Annotated in this window: 16 protein-coding genes; 12 read left to right on the forward strand and 4 right to left on the reverse strand. The window is 54.2% G+C overall.

Annotated features, from left to right (window positions below):
- Positions 1-47: 47 nt before the first annotated feature.
- Positions 48-1,031, reverse strand: a complete 984-nt coding sequence (locus tag IMCC3135_RS27725) for a GlxA family transcriptional regulator (protein ID WP_205737740.1) — start codon at positions 1,029-1,031, stop codon at positions 48-50.
- Positions 1,032-1,080: 49 nt separating this feature from the next.
- Between IMCC3135_RS27725 and IMCC3135_RS27730 the strand changes: the two genes are divergently transcribed.
- The 8 genes from IMCC3135_RS27730 to glnT all read left to right on the forward strand — a co-directional run bounded on the left by IMCC3135_RS27730 (position 1,081) and on the right by glnT (position 10,881).
- Entirely contained in the window at positions 1,081-2,370 is a 1,290-nt protein-coding gene (locus IMCC3135_RS27730; RefSeq protein WP_418251409.1) for a sarcosine oxidase subunit beta family protein, read from the forward strand.
- 12 nt (positions 2,371-2,382) lie between these two features.
- Positions 2,383-2,685 (forward strand): sarcosine oxidase subunit delta, encoded by a 303-nt coding sequence (locus tag IMCC3135_RS27735; RefSeq protein WP_088920550.1) that lies wholly within the window; start codon positions 2,383-2,385, stop codon positions 2,683-2,685.
- Positions 2,682-5,675 (forward strand): sarcosine oxidase subunit alpha family protein, encoded by a 2,994-nt coding sequence (locus IMCC3135_RS27740; protein ID WP_088920551.1) that lies wholly within the window; start codon positions 2,682-2,684, stop codon positions 5,673-5,675. The genes IMCC3135_RS27735 and IMCC3135_RS27740 overlap by 4 nt, the downstream gene beginning before the upstream one ends.
- Positions 5,668-6,258, forward strand: coding sequence for a sarcosine oxidase subunit gamma (locus IMCC3135_RS27745; protein ID WP_157736313.1), 591 nt, complete (start codon positions 5,668-5,670; stop codon positions 6,256-6,258). The genes IMCC3135_RS27740 and IMCC3135_RS27745 overlap by 8 nt, the downstream gene beginning before the upstream one ends.
- 197 nt (positions 6,259-6,455) lie before the next feature.
- Positions 6,456-7,409: a class II glutamine amidotransferase gene (locus IMCC3135_RS27750; RefSeq protein WP_088920553.1), complete on the forward strand. Its 954-nt coding sequence runs from the start codon at positions 6,456-6,458 to the stop codon at positions 7,407-7,409.
- Positions 7,409-8,092: a GltB/FmdC/FwdC-like GXGXG domain-containing protein gene (locus IMCC3135_RS27755; protein WP_088920554.1), complete on the forward strand. Its 684-nt coding sequence runs from the start codon at positions 7,409-7,411 to the stop codon at positions 8,090-8,092. Before IMCC3135_RS27750 ends, IMCC3135_RS27755 begins: the two co-directional genes overlap by 1 nt.
- A gap of 77 nt (positions 8,093-8,169) precedes the next feature.
- Positions 8,170-9,498 carry an FMN-binding glutamate synthase family protein gene (locus IMCC3135_RS27760; protein WP_088920555.1) on the forward strand — a complete coding sequence of 443 codons (1,329 nt, stop codon included), beginning with the start codon at positions 8,170-8,172 and terminating at the stop codon, positions 9,496-9,498.
- Between the two features lie 75 nt (positions 9,499-9,573).
- Entirely contained in the window at positions 9,574-10,881 is a 1,308-nt protein-coding gene (gene glnT, locus IMCC3135_RS27765; RefSeq protein ID WP_088920556.1) for a type III glutamate--ammonia ligase, read from the forward strand.
- Between the two features lie 52 nt (positions 10,882-10,933).
- Here glnT and IMCC3135_RS27770 read toward each other — a convergent pair whose 3' ends face one another.
- Both IMCC3135_RS27770 and IMCC3135_RS27775 read right to left on the reverse strand, forming a co-directional pair.
- On the reverse strand, positions 10,934-11,656 hold the full coding sequence (locus IMCC3135_RS27770; protein ID WP_088920557.1) for a helix-turn-helix domain-containing protein: 723 nt from the start codon (positions 11,654-11,656) through the stop codon (positions 10,934-10,936).
- A gap of 78 nt (positions 11,657-11,734) precedes the next feature.
- Positions 11,735-12,307, reverse strand: coding sequence for an HdeD family acid-resistance protein (locus tag IMCC3135_RS27775; protein WP_169727536.1), 573 nt, complete (start codon positions 12,305-12,307; stop codon positions 11,735-11,737).
- Positions 12,308-12,506: 199 nt separating this feature from the next.
- On the opposite strand from IMCC3135_RS27775, the gene IMCC3135_RS27780 reads away from it, so the two are divergent.
- Together IMCC3135_RS27780 and IMCC3135_RS27785 are read left to right on the forward strand one after the other, a co-directional pair.
- Positions 12,507-13,184, forward strand: a complete 678-nt coding sequence (locus tag IMCC3135_RS27780) for a response regulator (protein WP_088920559.1) — start codon at positions 12,507-12,509, stop codon at positions 13,182-13,184.
- A complete protein-coding gene (locus tag IMCC3135_RS27785) occupies positions 13,171-14,544 on the forward strand; it encodes a sensor histidine kinase (RefSeq protein ID WP_088920560.1) in 1,374 nt (457 codons plus the stop codon). The genes IMCC3135_RS27780 and IMCC3135_RS27785 overlap by 14 nt, the downstream gene beginning before the upstream one ends.
- A gap of 90 nt (positions 14,545-14,634) precedes the next feature.
- Here the strand turns inward: IMCC3135_RS27785 and IMCC3135_RS27790 are convergent, their stop codons facing one another.
- Positions 14,635-14,907, reverse strand: a complete 273-nt coding sequence (locus tag IMCC3135_RS27790; protein ID WP_088920561.1) for a BON domain-containing protein — start codon at positions 14,905-14,907, stop codon at positions 14,635-14,637.
- A 237-nt stretch (positions 14,908-15,144) separates the two neighbouring features.
- Here IMCC3135_RS27790 and IMCC3135_RS27795 point away from each other — a divergent pair, with 237 nt between their 5' ends.
- Together IMCC3135_RS27795 and IMCC3135_RS27800 are read left to right on the forward strand one after the other, a co-directional pair.
- A complete protein-coding gene (locus tag IMCC3135_RS27795; RefSeq protein ID WP_088920562.1) occupies positions 15,145-15,909 on the forward strand; it encodes a PRC-barrel domain-containing protein in 765 nt (254 codons plus the stop codon).
- A gap of 173 nt (positions 15,910-16,082) precedes the next feature.
- On the forward strand, positions 16,083-17,201 hold the full coding sequence (locus IMCC3135_RS27800; RefSeq protein ID WP_088920563.1) for a DUF3734 domain-containing protein: 1,119 nt from the start codon (positions 16,083-16,085) through the stop codon (positions 17,199-17,201).
- Positions 17,202-17,212: the final 11 nt, after the last annotated feature.

A 17,212-nucleotide genomic window follows, 5' to 3' on the forward strand; every position in this document is an offset into this window, starting at 1 on the left:
CAATTGTACTCCTGTGCCAGAACCGTGCAAAGTGTGTCTATCGATGCTCAGATTTTACCGGTTTCTTGCAAGCGTGCTTGACTGGGTGATTGACCATAGTGCTGTGTGAACAGTCGGCTCAAGTGCGCGCCATTGGCAAAGCCTGTTGCCACAGAAATATTTGCCAGCGACCATGAGGTTGATGTCAATAGCTCTTGCGCCTTTTGCAGTCGCAGGCGTCGATAGAACTCAATGGTGCTTGTGCCCAGCTGTTGATGAAAGTGCCGATTCAACTGCCTGCCTCCCAGTCCCGCCAGACTGGCCAATTGAGTCAGTGCCAGAGGGTCGGCCAGATGATTCTCCATTGCCTCGATGCTCTGTATGACGACACTGTCCACGATGTTGTACCTTTCCGCAATACTGGCACGCTGAGTCAGCTCGCCAGGCCTGATGTCGGTATGCATGAACCATTCGCTGATCTGTCGGGCAAGTGCCGGCCCGTGATGTTCGGTAATCAGGGCGTGCATCATGTCCAACGCAGCAGAACCTCCCGCACACGTCAGACGATCGCGATCCCGAACATACAGGGAACGCTCAATGGTCAGTTTCGGTGACACCTCTGCCAATTCCTGGGCATGCTCCCAGTGGACCGTCATGCGGCGGCCCTCCATGATCCCCGCACGAGCCAGAATCAGAGGGCCAGCTGAGACGCCGCCGATCAGAATTCCCTTATCTGCCTGCTGCCGCAACCAATGAATCAGTGATGGCGTGAGATGACTTGAGGGATGTCCACCGGCGACCACCAGCACCAGATCAAGTTCAGTCTGGTTGTGTAGAGCGCGTGTGGCCGGTACCAACGCATCGGAAGAACTGCGTGCAAACGCACCTTTCACTGCCATGTTGCAGATCTGGTAGAGCGGATGCTCTGACAGCAGATTGCAGGCTCGCAGTGGCTCCATGGCGGAGGCATAGGACATCAGAGAAAAACCGTCCAGCAGCAAAAATCCGACGCGGTAGGGGCGATTCACGATTGTGGCAGACAGAATGTCCATATTAGACAACCTTACGTCCATCGTAGACAAACACAAGCTCGAGAATATCATGCATTCTCTTTGTTCAGTTAAACCGCCTGTGACCGTTATGCGCTATTCCGCATTGAAAGTTCTCAAAGAAGGCCTGACCGGTAATCGCGGCTGGCGCCCGGTCTGGCGAGAACCAGACCCCAAGACCCACTACGATGTGATTATCGTCGGTGGCGGTGGACATGGCCTGGCAACCGCCCACTACCTGGCAAAAGAACATGGCATCACCAATGTGGCCGTGCTTGAGAAAGGCTGGATCGGTTCGGGCAATATTGGTCGCAACACCACGATTGTGCGTTCCAACTACCTGCTACCAGGTAATGAGCCGTTCTACGAGCTGTCCATGAAACTGTGGGAAAACCTGGAACAGGATCTGAACTACAACGCGATGATGTCCCAGCGCGGCATCGTCAACCTGTATCACAGTGATGCCCAACGTGACGCCTACGCGCGGCGCGGCAACACCATGCGCCTGGCCGGTGCCGACTCGGTCTTGCTGGATCAGGCTGGTCTACGGGAGATGTGCCCCTTTCTCGATTATGACAATGCCCGCTTTCCCATCAAGGGAGGCTTGTGGCAACCACGTGCCGGCACCGCTCGTCACGATGCCGTGGCCTGGGGTTACGCTCGAGCCGCTGACAGCCGTGGCGTCGACATCATCCAGAACTGTGAGGTGACCGGTTTCACCATCAATAACGGTAAATGTTCAGGCGTGGATACCAGCCGTGGTCGCATCTCTGCCAATAAGGTCGCTGTTTGTGTCGCCGGCTCGTCCGGGCGAGTCATGGCTCAGGCAGGGATGCAACTGCCTATCGAAAGCCACGTTCTGCAGGCATTCGTAAGCGAAGGTCTGAAGCCTGTCATTCCGGGCGTGATTACCTTCGGCGCTGGACACTTCTACGTCAGTCAATCGGACAAGGGCGGTCTTGTTTTTGGCGGCGATATTGATGGCTACAATTCCTATGCACAACGCGGCAACCTGCCGGTCGTGGAAGATGTTTGCGAAGGTGGCATGGCGATCATGCCCATGATTGGCAGAGCCCGCATGCTGCGCATGTGGGGAGGCCTGATGGACATGTCGATGGATGGCTCCCCCTTCATAGACAAGACGTCAGTGTCAGGCTTGTATTTCAATGGCGGCTGGTGCTACGGCGGCTTCAAGGCAACCCCTGCCAGCGGCTGGTGTTATGCACATCTGCTTGCTACCGGTCAGCCGCATGAGAGCGCAGCCGCCTATCGGCTGGATCGTTTCATGAGCGGCGCTGTCGTCGATGAGCGCGGTGCCGGCGCTCAACCCAACCTACACTGAGCGCTATCCGCCATGTTGATCAATCACCCCCTGCTGGGTCTCCGCGATGCCTCCGAGTTTGTCTACCTGGGCGATGCCAATCTGCTGAACAGGCCCGAGGCGGATGCCAGCGATGCCTTGCAACAGTTCCATGACTATTTGCATATCCGCAAGAATGCAGCCGGCGAGCATCGCGAACTGTGGTACCACGAACAGGGCGATCGCTCTTGGCTGATCGTCACCAGAAATACCCTCACCCACGACATCAGCAAGGTCGAGCTGGCAAGAGATGTAGCCCTCGCACGCAATGTCCAGAACCAGGGAGCGCGCACATGAGCCCCTCTCCAGCTGAACCCAACCGTATAGGCAATGGGCTGCTTGATCCGCTCAAGTCGATCTCTTTCCAGTTCAACAAGACCCACTACACCGGACTGGAAGGCGACACGCTGGCCTCCGCCCTGCTTGCCAATGGCCAGCGCCTGGTTGGACGTTCCTTCAAATACCACCGGCCTCGCGGCATCTTCACAAGCGGTCCTGAAGAACCCAACGCCCTGGTAGAACTAGGCGTCGGTGCACACCGCGAGCCCAACACTCGCGCCACCGTCACAGAGCTCTACCAGGGCCTTGAGGCTCATAGTCAGAATCATCGAGGACCGTTGAGCTTCGATGTCATGGCCATCAACGATAAACTCTCATCCTTTCTCAGTGCCGGCTTCTACTACAAGACTTTCATGTGGCCAAAGGCTTTCTGGGAGAAACTCTATGAACCGATCATTCGCGCCGCTGCAGGTCTCGGGTCGCTGTCAATGGAGGAGGATCCTGACACCTACGACAAGGGCTATCTGCATACCGATCTGCTGGTTATTGGCGCAGGCCCCACAGGGCTGGCCGCAGCACTGAGCGCAGGCCGTGCCGGACTTCGGGTCATCATTGCCGATGATGATTTTCTGGCAGGAGGCCGTCTCAATGCCGAACACATGATCGTGGATGGCCAAGCCTCTGCACTCTGGGCGGCCACCACCTACGCCGAGCTCCTGTCCCTGCCCACGGTTCGCTGTCTGTCGCGCACCAGTGTCTACGGCGTATTCGATCATGGTACCTACGGAGCACTGCAGCGTTGCACCGACCACCTGCCTGGCAAGAACAGCGACAAACCCCGACAGGTACTGTGGCGTATCTACGCCAAACAGACTCTGTTAGCGGCAGGTGCAACGGAACGCCCCATCGCCTTTCCTGACAATGATCGCCCCGCCATCATGCTCGCCGCTGCCGTACGCACCTATGTGAATCGCTTCGGTGTCGCGCCAGGCAAACAGGTGGTGATCTTCACCAACAACGATGATGGCTGGAGAACGGCAGCCGATCTGTCCCGGGCCGGCGTCAGCATTGCAGCGCTCATCGATACCCGAGAAAACCCGGTCCTGGGCCGCCCGGTCCAGGGCCGCCCTTCCCTCATGGATATTCCCGGTGCCCGGATTATCACCGGCGGCCAGATTGTCGCAACGCGCGGACGCCTGGGTATCCAGTCGATAACACTGCGCGATGGCCAGAGCATAGACTGTGATTGCCTGGCTGTCTCCGGTGGCTGGAGCCCCAATGTCCATCTGACTTGCCATCTGCGTGGGCGACCGCAATGGCGAGAAGATATCGCCGCTTTCGTACCCGGCACAGAGCTACCCCGGGGCATGCGTGTGGCGGGGGGGGCCAGCGGATCGCTCGGGCTGGCGGACGCATTGAACGAAGGCCACCAGGCCGCTCTCGATGCTTTAGCCCATTCGGGTGTCAAACCCACTGCCAGTCAAGCACCGGTTGCCGATCAGGAATCAACCCGCATCAGTGCCTTCTGGCAAGTCCCCGACACTAAAGGTCGTGCGTGGATCGACCTGCAAAATGATGTCACGACCAAGGACATCGCACTCTCATTCAAAGAAGGCTTCCGTTCAGTTGAACATCTCAAGCGCTATACAACGCTTGGCATGGCCACCGACCAGGGCAAGACCTCCAATGTACTGGGATTGGCGGTCATGGCTCAACTCAGTGGCCAGAGCATAGAACAGACAGGCACGACGATTTTCCGACCACCCTACACACCGGTTCCCATTGGCGCGCTGGCCGGAAGATCCCGTGGCAAACACTTTCGCCCGACCAGGCTCACACCCAGTCATCAATGGGGTCAGGACAATGGCGCAGACTTTGTTGAAACGGGCATGTGGATGCGTGCTCAATGGTATACAAAACCAGGCGAGACGCACTGGCGACAAAGTGTAGACCGGGAAGTGTTGCAAACCCGTGGCTCGGTTGGCATTTGCGATGTCACCACCCTGGGCAAGATAGACATTCAGGGCAGAGATGCTGCCGCATTCCTCGATCGTGTCTATGCCAATACCTTTTCAACGCTCGCGGTCGGCAAGGTGCGCTATGGCCTGATGTTGCGAGAAGACGGATTCGCCATGGATGATGGCACCACCGCCAGGCTGGCTGATACACATTTCATGATGACAACTACCACGGCCAATGCGGTCAGTGTCTTCCGTCATCTGGAGTTCTGCCGTCAATGCCTGTGGCCTGAAATGGATGTACACCTGATATCAGCCACCGAGCAATGGGCGCAATACGCCATCGCTGGCCCCAATGCTCGCGCCCTGCTCAAAACAGTCGTCGATGCCCCTTTTGACATCTCAAACGAAGCCTTCCCCTTCATGGCTTGCGCCGAACTGACGGTATTCAACGGCACACCCGCTCGCCTGTTCCGTATCTCGTTCTCCGGTGAAATGGCCTATGAATTGGCGGTACCAGCCCGCTATGGCCATGCTCTGATGCAGGCTCTGGTGGAGCACGGCAAACCCTTTGATGCGGTTGTTTATGGCACTGAGGCCCTCGGCGTCATGCGTATCGAGAAAGGTCATGCCGCTGGCAATGAACTCAATGGACAAACGACCGCCGCCAATCTGGGGCTGGGCCGAATGGTGTCAAGCAAAAAGGATTGCATCGGCGCCGTCTTGTCAAAACGTGCGGCGATGAACACGGACGACTCGATTCAACTGGTCGGTTTCATGCCCGAAGACACCACCCGGAAATTGAACGCCGGTGCCCATTTTCTACAGCAAGGAGCGGAAGCCACTCTGGACAACGATCAGGGCTGGATGAGCTCAGTGGCATATTCACCCACTCTGGGCAGTTATATCGGCCTGGGCTTCATCAGTCGCGGCGCCGAGCGGCTGGGTGAGAGCGTCATTGCACACGACCCGGTACGAGATGACAGCTACACCGTACGTATCGTATCCCCCCATTTCGTCGACCCTGATGGAGAACGCCTGCGTGGCTGAAATTACTCTCAAAGCCGTTTCTGCACTGAGTGGATTCGACACCCGTATTGGCGACACCCGCCTGGTCGCCATCGAAAATCTGGATATTCTGTCTATCGCCTTGCCACGCAGCATGCAGGCAGAGCCACCTGTGGACACGCGCTCGGCTCTGAATAACAGAATGCAGGAAGCATTCGGCATCGCTCTACCAGATCCGGGCAAGCTGAATAGCACGGATGAGACGACAACCCTCATGGGGCTGCAGAGCGACCAATGGTTCATGACGACGAACAAGCAGGCAATTGATCCGGTCAAGTCATTCAAATCAGTACTGGCAGATACCGCCTACCTGACCGATCAATCCGATAGCTGGGCAATTCTTGAAATTAGTGGCCCCAATGCTCAGGCAGCTCTAGAGCGCATTTGCCTTTTGGATCTTGCCAGCGATGTCTTTGATGATAAAAAAGTTGCCCGTACTGCAATGGAACACCTGTCGGTCATCATCCACCGTCCCGAGCTGACCCGCTTCCGACTGTACTCGCCTCGTTCATCGGCACAGAGCTTTTTGCATGCGGTGCAGCTCTCATTGCAGAATGTGTCCTGAGCTTCGAGTAGCCATAGCGGAGTGCGGCATCGAAAAAAAGTTTCAATACCAGCGTTGCCATCGTCACCATGATGAGCGCAAAGGGATGAATTAACTTCGAATCATTTGTTCATCCACATGAATACTTGTTTCCCTACTTGAAACACTAGTCGATCAATGGTACCGTGATTCAACTGTCTAACTCGGGCTTTCGAATCATGTGCGGAATCGTCGGTTTATATCTGAAGAACGAGGCTCTCTACCCTCAACTGGGAGCCTTGTTCAAGCCCATGCTCATTTCCATGACCAGTCGTGGTCCGGATTCGGCAGGTGTCGCCATCTACAGAAACCCCGTTGCCGAAGGTCAGGTGAAGTTTTCACTGGCCCATGAGCGCTCGGACCATGACTGGAATTCTCTATCAACAGCTCTGGCCGAAGCTCTCGCATGCGCCAATACCATCGTGCAGCGAGACACTCATGCCATTCTGGTTACCGATGGCGACGAAAGATCAGTGCAGTCCTGGCTGGCCGAACACGCACCTGACGTTCGGGTGGTAGGACGTGGCAGTAGTGTCGAGATCTTCAAGGAAACAGGCCTGCCAGAACAGGTCTATGATCGATTCGATCTTGCCAGTGCTCAAGGTCGTCATATGATCGGGCATACCCGCATGGCCACTGAAAGCGCGGTGACCACGGCAGGCTCACATCCGTTTGCGACAGGGGCAGACCTGTGTCTGGTACACAACGGCTCCCTGTCCAATCACAATCGACTGCGTGAAGAGCTCAAGCGCCGTGGCGTCAGCTTCAGTACCGAGAATGACTCCGAGGTTGCAGCAGCTTATCTCACTGCCAAATTACAACAAGGTATCTCACTCAAGGATGCGCTGGAACAGGCACTGGATGACCTTGATGGCTTCTATACCTTTTGCATCGGCACCGGTAACGGTTTTGCTGTATTGCGAGACCCCATTGCCTGCAAGCACGCCATTCTTGCCGAGACCGATGACTGGGTCGCCATGGCAACAGAGTACCGAGCTATTGCCACTTTGCCCGGAGCTGAAAATGCCCGCACCTGGGAGCCTCGCCCAGCGACCGTCTACGCCTGGGGTGCAGAGACTCTCGAAGGTCTGAGCGTCAATGATGAAAACCACATGACGGCGGGAGTTGCCTGATGAAACAACTGGATTTACAGGAACTGGGACTACGGCAGATAAACAGTACCCTGCAAAGCGCGATCCCGGAAACCGATGGCCAGCAATGGTCGGTCAGCAACCCCATGGGATTGCATGCCATTGCCTGCGGGCTCAATTCGAAACTGTCAGTCACTATTGATGGCAATGCCGGATTCTACTGTGCAGGCATGAACCAGCAGGCCGATGTCACCATCAAGGGACATGCCGGTGTTGGCGTGGCCGAAAACATGATGAGTGGCATGGTCAGGGTCACCGGCAATGCCAGCCAATCTGCCGGAGCAACCGGTCACGGTGGCTTGCTTGTCATCGAAGGCGATGCCTCCTCGCGCTGCGGCATCTCCATGAAGGGTATCGACATCGTGATCGGCGGATCTGTTGGTCATATGTCAGGTTTCATGGCACAACTTGGCCATATGGTTATCTGCGGTGATGCCGGAGAAGCATTGGGAGACTCCATCTACGAGGCGATTCTGTATGTGGCAGGAGATGTCGAAAGTCTGGGAGCCGACTGCATCGAAAAGCAGATGACGCCCGAACATGAGAAGACATTGGCAGAGCTGTTATCACGCGCAGGCATGGACAAGGATGTAAAGAGTTTCCGCCGTTATGGTTCCGCGCGAAAACTGTACAACTTCAACATTGATCATGCCGGTGACTACTGAGACGACTGTCATCAGCGGCACACTCTTCTACCTCACATACTAGCCGGCGCGCTAATCGGATCTACGGGCACAGAATAATGGACGAGAACATTCCACGCGTTACCCCTCGGCAATCGGCCACTTTTGACGCCTATACAACGTCGGAAATACGCCGTGCTGCCAGTACCGGCATCTATGACATCCGTGGTGGTGGCGCCAAACGTGTACTACCGCACTTTGACGATCTGCTGTTTCTCGGCGCCTCCATCTCACGCTACCCACTCGAAGGCTATCGTGAACGTTGCGGTACGGATGTGACTCTGGGTGGCCGATTTGCCAGCAAACCTTTAGAACTGAAAATCCCGATTACTATCGCCGGCATGAGTTTCGGCTCTCTATCTGGCCAGGCGAAAGAAGCTCTGGGCCGTGGTGCCAATGCGGCAGGCACATCCACAACGACCGGTGATGGTGGCATGACCCAAGAGGAACGGGGACATTCAAAGTTGCTGGTCTATCAATATCTGCCTTCTCGCTACGGCATGAATCCGGACGATCTGCGAAAAGCTGACGCCATTGAAGTGGTGGTTGGCCAGGGCGCCAAACCCGGCGGCGGCGGTATGTTGATGGGACAGAAAATCAATGACCGGGTTGCAAAGATGCGCAGTCTGCCAAAGGGCATCGACCAGCGCTCGGCCTGCCGCCACCCGGACTGGACGGGGCCGGATGACCTTGAAATCAAGATACTCGAATTACGAGAACTGACCAACTGGGAAAAACCGATCTATATCAAGATCGGTGGCTCACGGCCCTACTACGATACCGCCCTGGCGGTCAAAGCCGGTGCTGACGTTATCGTATTGGATGGCATGCAGGGCGGAACAGCGGCAACTCAGAATGTTTTCATCGAACATGTAGGATTACCGATTCTGGCCTGCATACGCCCTGCCGTTCAGGCACTACAAGAGCTGGATATGCACCGCAAGGTACAGCTGATTGTCTCAGGTGGTATTCGCAACGGTGCAGATGTTGCCAAAGCCATGGCCCTGGGAGCCGATGCGGTTTCCATCGGTACGGCAGCCCTGATCGCCATGGGTGACAATGATCCTCGTTTTGAAAGTGAATACAACAAGCTTGGCACCACCGCAGGCGCCTACGATGCATGGCATCTGGGACACGACCCGGCTGGCATAACCACACAGGATCCAGAACTGGCAGCGCGCCTGGACCCCGAAGCCGCAGGACGTCGCCTGGCCAACTATCTGCAGGTCATGACTCTGGAGGCACAAACCATTGCCCGTGCCTGTGGCAAGAACCATCTGCACAATCTGGAACCTGAAGACCTGTGCGCACTGACAGTGGAAGCCTCCGCCATGGCGAAAGTTCCGCTGGCCGGTACGTCCTGGATACCCGGACAAACACCTTTCTAAACGCTATTTTTTGTCCCTCACACGGCAAGAATATTTCAACCACACTGCTGCACAGTTACCGGGAGACTTATCTGCATGACAATGGACCTGACCGACCATGCTGAAAAACACGGGATAAAGTTCTTCCTCTTCAATTTCACCGACCTGACGGGGACGCAACGTGCCAAGCTGGTCCCTGCCGGAACCGCCAGCCGCATCCAGAAAAACGGCGCAGGCTTTGCACCCTTTGCCAGCTGGCTGGACTACACCCCCGCTCACCCGGACATGCTGGTAACACCCGATACCAACTCATTGATCCAGCTCCCCTGGAAGCCCGACGTTGCCTGGGTAGCCGGAGACTGCTGGATGGACGGAGAACTACTTGCACAGTCTCCCCGCAATATATTGAAAAAGCTGCAGGGCGAGTCGTTTGAGCACGGTATGTTGATGAAGTCCGGTGTGGAGCCTGAGTTTCATATTATTTCCCCCGATGGACTGGATATTTCCGATGCGCGAGATACCCAGATGAAGCCCTGCTATGACCAGTCGGCCATCATGCGCCGCATAGATGTCATCAGTGAGATCAGCCTGGCCATGACTCAGCTGGGCTGGAATCCTTATCAGAATGATCACGAGGATGCCAACGGGCAGTTCGAGATAAACTGGGATTTCAATGATGCTCTGACCACTGCCGACCAGCTGGCCTTCTTCAAGTTCATGGTCAAATCCATCGCAGAAAATCACGGCCTGCGCGCCACTTTCATGCCAAAACCATTCTCACACCTGACCGGTAACGGTTGCCATGTACATATTTCCATGTGGTCACCGGATGGAGAAACCAATCTGTTCAGCGATCCGGCAGGTGAATTGGGACTCTCTGAATCAGGCTACCACTTTATAGGCGGCCTGCTGCAGCACTCTCAATCAATGGCAGCCATCACCAATGCTACGGTCAATTCCTATAAACGTATCAACGCAGCACCGACCCTCTCAGGTGCGACCTGGTCACCCAGCTCGATAACCTATGGTGGCAATAATCGCACTCACATGATCCGTATTCCGGACGAAGGCCGGATAGAACACAGACTACCGGATAACAGCGCCAATCCCTACCTGCTGATGGCAAGCATTCTGGCCGCAGGCCTGGATGGCATCAAGAAAAAAACACAACCTGGCAAACGACTTGATATCAACATGTATTCCGAATCCCACCTGGCCGGTGAAGTGAAGAAGTTGCCACTGAACCTGCTCGACGCCATTCGGACCTTTGATGACAACACTGTGCTCAAGCAGGCCTTGGGCAATGAGCTCAGCCAGGCTTATATCAATCTGAAAAATGCCGAATGGGATCGATATTCTCAATCAATCTCGGATTGGGAACGCGAAACCACGCTGGATTGCTGACAAGGTTGACTCAACCCTTTCGCGGCAAGCAGCGAAAGGGTTGAACACACTGTCAATCGGTATCCATCGAAGCACTCTGCTGCGAGCCTGATTTCGGGTAGGTAATGATCGATAGATAGCGGGCGGGCAATTCCAGCAATTTGTGTGGCCCGTGTGGAGCATCTGCATCAAAATACAATGAGTCACCCGGCTCCATAAGATAGATTTTATTCCCGTGACGGTATTCCAGACGCCCCTCGAGAAAATAGAGAAACTCCAGGCCTTCATGCTGAAAGGTTGGAAAAACATCTGACTCTGTCGTCAGGGTGATCATATAAGGTTCTGTGACCACACCGCTCTGGTTCGGCCCCAAAGCACCTAACAGCTGGTATTGATGCCCTGCACGACTACCGCGACGCTCGGCAGTCAGACCATCGCCGCTTTTGACCTGTACCGACTGACGATCCTCTTCAAATCGACGCAACAGCTGGGAGATGGGTATTCCAAGAGCCTGCGACACCGAGTTCAGTGTCGTCAGCGAAGCCGACGTCAGCCCGTTCTCGATCTTGGACAACATACCAATTGAAATACCGCTCACTTCAGCCAGATCGGCAACCGTGATGCCTGCATGTTTGCGAGCCGTACGTATTTCATGCCCGATAGCCACCTCCAGTTGCCGTTCACCCTGCACACGAACAGCATGCGGATCCTGCTCCAGCGGTTGCCGGGGCAGTTGCCTGGACAATTGTCGAGACTTGCTGTTAGTGGCAGTTGCCACAGTACGTTTCTTGACCATAGGCTCCAGTCTGCCATAAACACTCAGACCGGGGTCAACTCACGTAATGCAAAAATGGGGTAGCGTTCTGGTGCCTCCTCAAGAATCTAATGGCATCTGTGCTACCTGTGAACTCAACGCGATGGATACCAGCGATACGCCGGTGGTCAGCAGGTTGACCCCAATCAGCAAACCAATGGCCCAGGCAGCAGATCCAGGCCAACCCAGCATGATAAAAACAGCCAAGGCCAGGGAACTGATGCCACTGAACACCATCCACGTCCAGCTCCTGACACCTGTTCGGCGTAACTGAGCACTTAACCACAGAGAGGCCAGTCCTTCCAGCGCGAACAATGCAATAAGAAATAGCGTCATGGTGGCAACCCCGGAAAAGGGGTAGACCAGGAACACCAGGCCGAGAATCAGAGTCAACAGAAAGGTGACGCCTGTGTACCACCAACCCAGAAATCCCCGGGCTCGCCAACTGAATAACAATCCCGAAGCCCCTGCGACAATCAGAAGCCACGCCAGCAATATTTCAACGGCGAAAGTAATGAGCTGCGGAATCAAAATGGCGATGACACCCAGACCAGACAACACCAGACCGACATTGCGCAAATGTCTTTTTGTCTCCGGATCGCTCAACATCGGTATAGCATTTAGTGTTTTCATGGCGATCATTATCGCGCGTATGACTGAACTCAGATTCTCACAGTTCTTACATCTGTGTAAACCAGAAGCATTCGACAGAATATACAGGCGCGATGTAGAATCGCCCTGCTACAGCCTATGCCGACAACACCCAAGGCGGGTGATGTCATTTGCCGCGGCCCAGGCAATGTCCGCTATTGTTCCTATATCGAGAACACTCATGAAGATTCTCGTCGCTGAAGACGATCAACGCACCGCCGACTTTCTCCGTAAAGGGTTGATTGAAATTGGCTACACCGTGGATTGCGTGTCCGATGGTCGTGATGCATTGAGCCATTGTCTCTACAACAACTATGACTTGGTGTTGCTCGATCGCATGATGCCCGGCATGGACGGCCTGGATGTGCTCAAGGCACTAAGGGCAGCCAAGAGTCAGGTCCCTGTCATTTTTCTTACAGCTCTAGCCGATGTGGATGATCGGGTGGAAGGATTGGTTGCCGGTGGTGATGATTATCTGGTCAAGCCCTTCGCATTCTCCGAGTTGCTAGCCAGAATCACGGTCGTGTCACGACGCCCGAAAGCCACCGAAGTGACTACCAGCCTGAAGGTCCACGATCTGACACTGGATCTGCTGACCCGAACGGCAATGCGCGGAAATGTGAAGATCGAATTGCATGCGAAAGAGTTCGCGATGCTCGAAATTCTGATGCGCAATAATGGCAAGATCGTTACCAAAACCATGTTGCTCGAACAGGTGTGGGATTTTAATTTCGACCCTCGCACCACGGTGGTCGAAACTCATATCAGCCGCCTGCGCGCCAAGATAGACAAACCCTTCGATATACAACTACTGCATAACACACGTAATTCTGGCTACTCTCTGTATGCCCCTTCGTAACGTTCTATCCGGAGCGGCTTTCAAGACCGCTCTGTGGTCTCTGCTAGCCTTTCTCATGACCTTGTTCCTGACCGGCTTTGCGGTGTACCGCATGGTCGAGACTGCCATGTATGACGAGTTGGCGGAGCAGATGGTCGAAGAAGTCATGCTGTTCGAGCAGATTGAACAGGAAGGCGGCAAGCAAGCCCTGATCACAGCCATCGGAAGCCTGGAATCACCTGCTGCCGGCTACTATCGTCTGCTTGGCCTGTTCGATTCTGATGGTAACCACCTGGCAGGCAACAGCCAGATAGCGCCGGATTTTATCGGTTGGCAATCGGTGACACTCAGCGCACTGATGCCGGCCAAGAATGGAGAGTACTACAGCCATGTCATGACGCTGAAGAACTCCACATTGGTTATTGGCAGAAACACCCAATTCATCACATCAGTTCTGAACAGATTCCAGCGCTATATGCTGATTGCAGGTATCGCTGTACTGATATCGACCATCGTTCTGGGTTACACCCTGAGCCATCGCGTCAACAGCAAGCTGGGACGTATGACAAACACCCTTGATGCGGTTGCACGCGGCGACATGGACGCTCGTCTGGAAATTGGCTCGGGCAATGATCAGATCGATCGCGCTTCCAGACAGATCAATCTGCATCTGGAGCAGCTTGAAGGCCTGATGAAAAGTACTCGCAACACCATTCAAGCTATCGCTCATGATGTGCGTACACCTTTGAACAGAGCATTTCTGCAGCTGCAAGACTCATTGCAGAACCCGGCACTTGACGAGCCTCGGCAACAACAGCTGGAAGAGGCTGTAGGCGAACTTGAAAACGTTAGTGAGATTTTCGATACGGTGCTGCGAATCTCGAAGATTGCGGCTAGCCACAATAATCAGAATTTCACGGTGTTTCCAATTGGCCCCTTTCTACAGGATATTGTCGATCTGTTTGAGCCCGTTGCAGAGTCAAACGCTCAGAGCTTGTCCTGCTCGCTGGATAGTTCAGGCTCTGCCAACATTCAGGGTGACAAACGCATGCTGCGGCAAATGATGGTGAATCTGGTGGAGAACGCGATCTGCCATTGCCCAAAAGGCGCCCACATCACTCTTGCTGCAACCATGAGCTCAACAAAGAATCCAGGCATCGTGGTTGTCGATGATGGCCCCGGCATACCGTTGGAGAAAACGGCACAGGTTCTGGAACCATTCTATAGACTCGACGCCAGTCGCAGCTCGCCTGGCAGTGGCTTGGGCCTGGCACTCGTCGACGCTATCGCGAATCGCCATCAGGCGCAGTTGCGACTGGAAGACAATCAGCCGGGTCTGCGTGTGTCAGTGATATTTCCGGCACTCTCAAACAGCCATTGATTAAAGAAACTCCCTTTGCACAACTTGCAAAGGGAGTAAAAATGACTCAATACTGGCGGAAAAACACGCAGTGGTAGAAGGCTGTTGACCCTATTCAGTAGTAATCAGATCTCTTACGTCTGTGATGCCATCAGTCTTTTGTACAATTTGTACAATCTGCTCTCTGATAGCGCCATCCTCAACATTACCTGAAAGGGTGGCAACACCATCCTCGACATTCACTTCCATCGAACCCGTATCAAGCCCCGCTGCTTGAAACGATTTCATCAGCATTTCATTTTGTGCCTGATCAGCCATGGCCACACCTGAACCTGCAAGAACCATGGATACAACCAACAACGTATTACGAATAGTTTTGTTCATTTTCCTGATTTCCGTGTTTGTAGGATGATTGACTTGGAAAATACCGCCCTTTCGGAGTGCTAGCTTCGGCGGGGTGATAACACGATGCCAACCTCGATTAACAGCAGGTATTCACGAAATATACGCCGATGCAATGTTCGCTACTGAGCAGTCATATTTGTATATTTCATGTCCAGGTAGTGTCAGGTTAGAGGTTCATCGTTGCCCAACGATGTTAATCACCAGGGAGAATTCATTATGCTTATCAGCCTGAAAAACTTGAATGACTTTACCATTGCCGCCTCCGACGGCCCTATCGGACATCTGACGAATTGCTACTTTGACGACGCAAGCTGGGTAACGCGTTATCTGGTCGTCAAAACCGATGGAACCTGGTTCAATCGCCAGAGTCTTCTGGTGTCACCGATATCCATTCGAGTTGTCGATATAGAGACCCGGACGATTCATTTGACCCTCACTCGAGAACAGCTCAAGCACAGCCCGGACATTGACACCGAGAAAACGGTATCAAGACAACACGAAATCGAATACCACAAATACTACGGCTACCCAACCTACTGGAAGGCTCTGGGTATCTGGGGCTACGGCGATCACCCCTACGAGCTGAATTCTGAACATGCCCTTTACGATCCCACTTGCGCTGAAGGCCGTCAGTCATCATCCGATGAAGTTCCCGACGGAAGCAAGACAAAGGCTCACCACAATGATCCCCATTTGAGAAGTACTGAGGAGGTACTCGGATATTACATTTACGCCACGGACGGTGATATCGGGCACGCTGATGACTTACTTATCGACAATGAGTCCTGGAGCATCAGGTACCTCGTTGTAAAAACCGGTCACTGGTGGAAAGAAACCCGTGTACTGATCGTGCCGCGTGCCATCAAGGAGGTCAGCTGGGCTAAATCGGTTGTAACGGTTGCAATGACACGTGAAGGTATCAAGCATGCAGCGCAGTTCAGCTCTATTGCCAAGCTGAACCTGTCAACCTTACCGGACTAGTCTCAAAGAGTAGATCGCAACGCATTTATTCCGGTTTACATGAAAGTAAAACTCATATAACTCTGGTGACAATCCACTGCCCTAAGCTGCGGTCTCTGCTCTGGACGAGCCGGCAATCAGCATGAAGACTTGAACCACCTGTATCGGGTGCTTCAAGCCTTCGGAGAATAATCATGCCCAATCCGCAAACCATAAAAAATGAGCAATCCGTTCTCGTATTGCAAGGCGGAGGAGCATTAGGCGCCTATCAGGCAGGCGCCTATGAATGTCTCGCCGGAAACATGGGAGGGGTCGACTGGGTTGCTGGTATCTCGATTGGCTCGATCAATGCCGCCATCATTGCCGGCAATACTCCGGATCTGCGTCTTGCACGTCTACGACAGTTCTGGGAACGAGTGACATCCGGAAAAGTGACCACATCAATGTTCAACAGCGGCTGGATCAGCGCTTTAGTCAATGAGGCCAGCGCCGCTGCAACAACGCTCACCGGTGTACCGGGATTCTTTGATCTGCGATTCCCGCCAGCCTCGGTAATGCCTCCGGGAACTCCCGGTGCTATCAGTTTTTATGACACATCGGCTCTGAGGAACACGTTGCAGGAGTTAATCGACTTCAGGCTGATCAATGAAGGTGATGTGCGATTGAGTGTCGGTGCCGTTAACGTCACAACGGGCAACATGACCTGGTTTGACTCAAACCTGTGTTGCATTGGTCCCGAACACATCATGGCCTCAGCGGCACTACCGCCAGGTTTTCCAGCCATTGAAATCAACGGAGAACACTATTGGGATGGTGGTCTGGTATCCAACACACCACTTCAGTACGTGCTGGACACACCCGACATTCAGGACGATCTTTGCATCTTCCAGATCGATCTATTCAACGCCCGAGGCGCACTGCCCAACTCGGTCTGGCAAGTCGAGGCCCGTGAGAAAGAGATCCGTTTCTCCAGTAGAACTCGCCTCAACACCGACATGATGCAACGACTGCAACTCGAACGCGATGCCCTGCGACGACTGTACGACAAGCTACCGACTGAGCTGCGAAACGATCCAGAGACCGAGGCATTGCTATCCAGTAATCGCAATCCGCGTATCACCATTGCGCACTTGATCTACCGCCAGAGTCGCTACGAAAGAGGTTCGCGAGATTACGAGTTCTCACGCTCCTCTATGGAAAACCACTGGGCTGCAGGTCATACCGATGCACAGAAAACACTAAACAATCCCGCCTGGAAGAGACGCCAGGCGAGCCACGACCGGGTTCAGGTCTACGATCTGAGCGCTGCATGAATCATAGGCAA

The sequence above is a fragment of the Granulosicoccus antarcticus IMCC3135 genome (assembly GCF_002215215.1).
Taxonomy (GTDB): domain Bacteria; phylum Pseudomonadota; class Gammaproteobacteria; order Granulosicoccales; family Granulosicoccaceae; genus Granulosicoccus; species Granulosicoccus antarcticus.

Coding starts and splice junctions, on each gene's coding strand:
- IMCC3135_RS27780 (WP_088920559.1), top strand. CDS start 12,507: ATGAAGATTCTCGTCGCTGAAGACGATCAACGCACCGCCGACTTTCTC.
- IMCC3135_RS27785 (WP_088920560.1), top strand. CDS start 13,171: ATGCCCCTTCGTAACGTTCTATCCGGAGCGGCTTTCAAGACCGCTCTG.
- IMCC3135_RS27775 (WP_169727536.1), bottom strand. CDS start 12,307: ATGAAAACACTAAATGCTATACCGATGTTGAGCGATCCGGAGACAAAA.
- IMCC3135_RS27725 (WP_205737740.1), bottom strand. CDS start 1,031: ATGGACATTCTGTCTGCCACAATCGTGAATCGCCCCTACCGCGTCGGA.
- glnT (WP_088920556.1), top strand. CDS start 9,574: ATGACAATGGACCTGACCGACCATGCTGAAAAACACGGGATAAAGTTC.
- IMCC3135_RS27760 (WP_088920555.1), top strand. CDS start 8,170: ATGGACGAGAACATTCCACGCGTTACCCCTCGGCAATCGGCCACTTTT.
- IMCC3135_RS27755 (WP_088920554.1), top strand. CDS start 7,409: ATGAAACAACTGGATTTACAGGAACTGGGACTACGGCAGATAAACAGT.
- IMCC3135_RS27790 (WP_088920561.1), bottom strand. CDS start 14,907: ATGAACAAAACTATTCGTAATACGTTGTTGGTTGTATCCATGGTTCTT.
- IMCC3135_RS27735 (WP_088920550.1), top strand. CDS start 2,383: ATGTTGATCAATCACCCCCTGCTGGGTCTCCGCGATGCCTCCGAGTTT.
- IMCC3135_RS27795 (WP_088920562.1), top strand. CDS start 15,145: ATGCTTATCAGCCTGAAAAACTTGAATGACTTTACCATTGCCGCCTCC.
- IMCC3135_RS27770 (WP_088920557.1), bottom strand. CDS start 11,656: ATGGTCAAGAAACGTACTGTGGCAACTGCCACTAACAGCAAGTCTCGA.
- IMCC3135_RS27800 (WP_088920563.1), top strand. CDS start 16,083: ATGCCCAATCCGCAAACCATAAAAAATGAGCAATCCGTTCTCGTATTG.
- IMCC3135_RS27750 (WP_088920553.1), top strand. CDS start 6,456: ATGTGCGGAATCGTCGGTTTATATCTGAAGAACGAGGCTCTCTACCCT.
- IMCC3135_RS27740 (WP_088920551.1), top strand. CDS start 2,682: ATGAGCCCCTCTCCAGCTGAACCCAACCGTATAGGCAATGGGCTGCTT.
- IMCC3135_RS27730 (WP_418251409.1), top strand. CDS start 1,081: ATGCATTCTCTTTGTTCAGTTAAACCGCCTGTGACCGTTATGCGCTAT.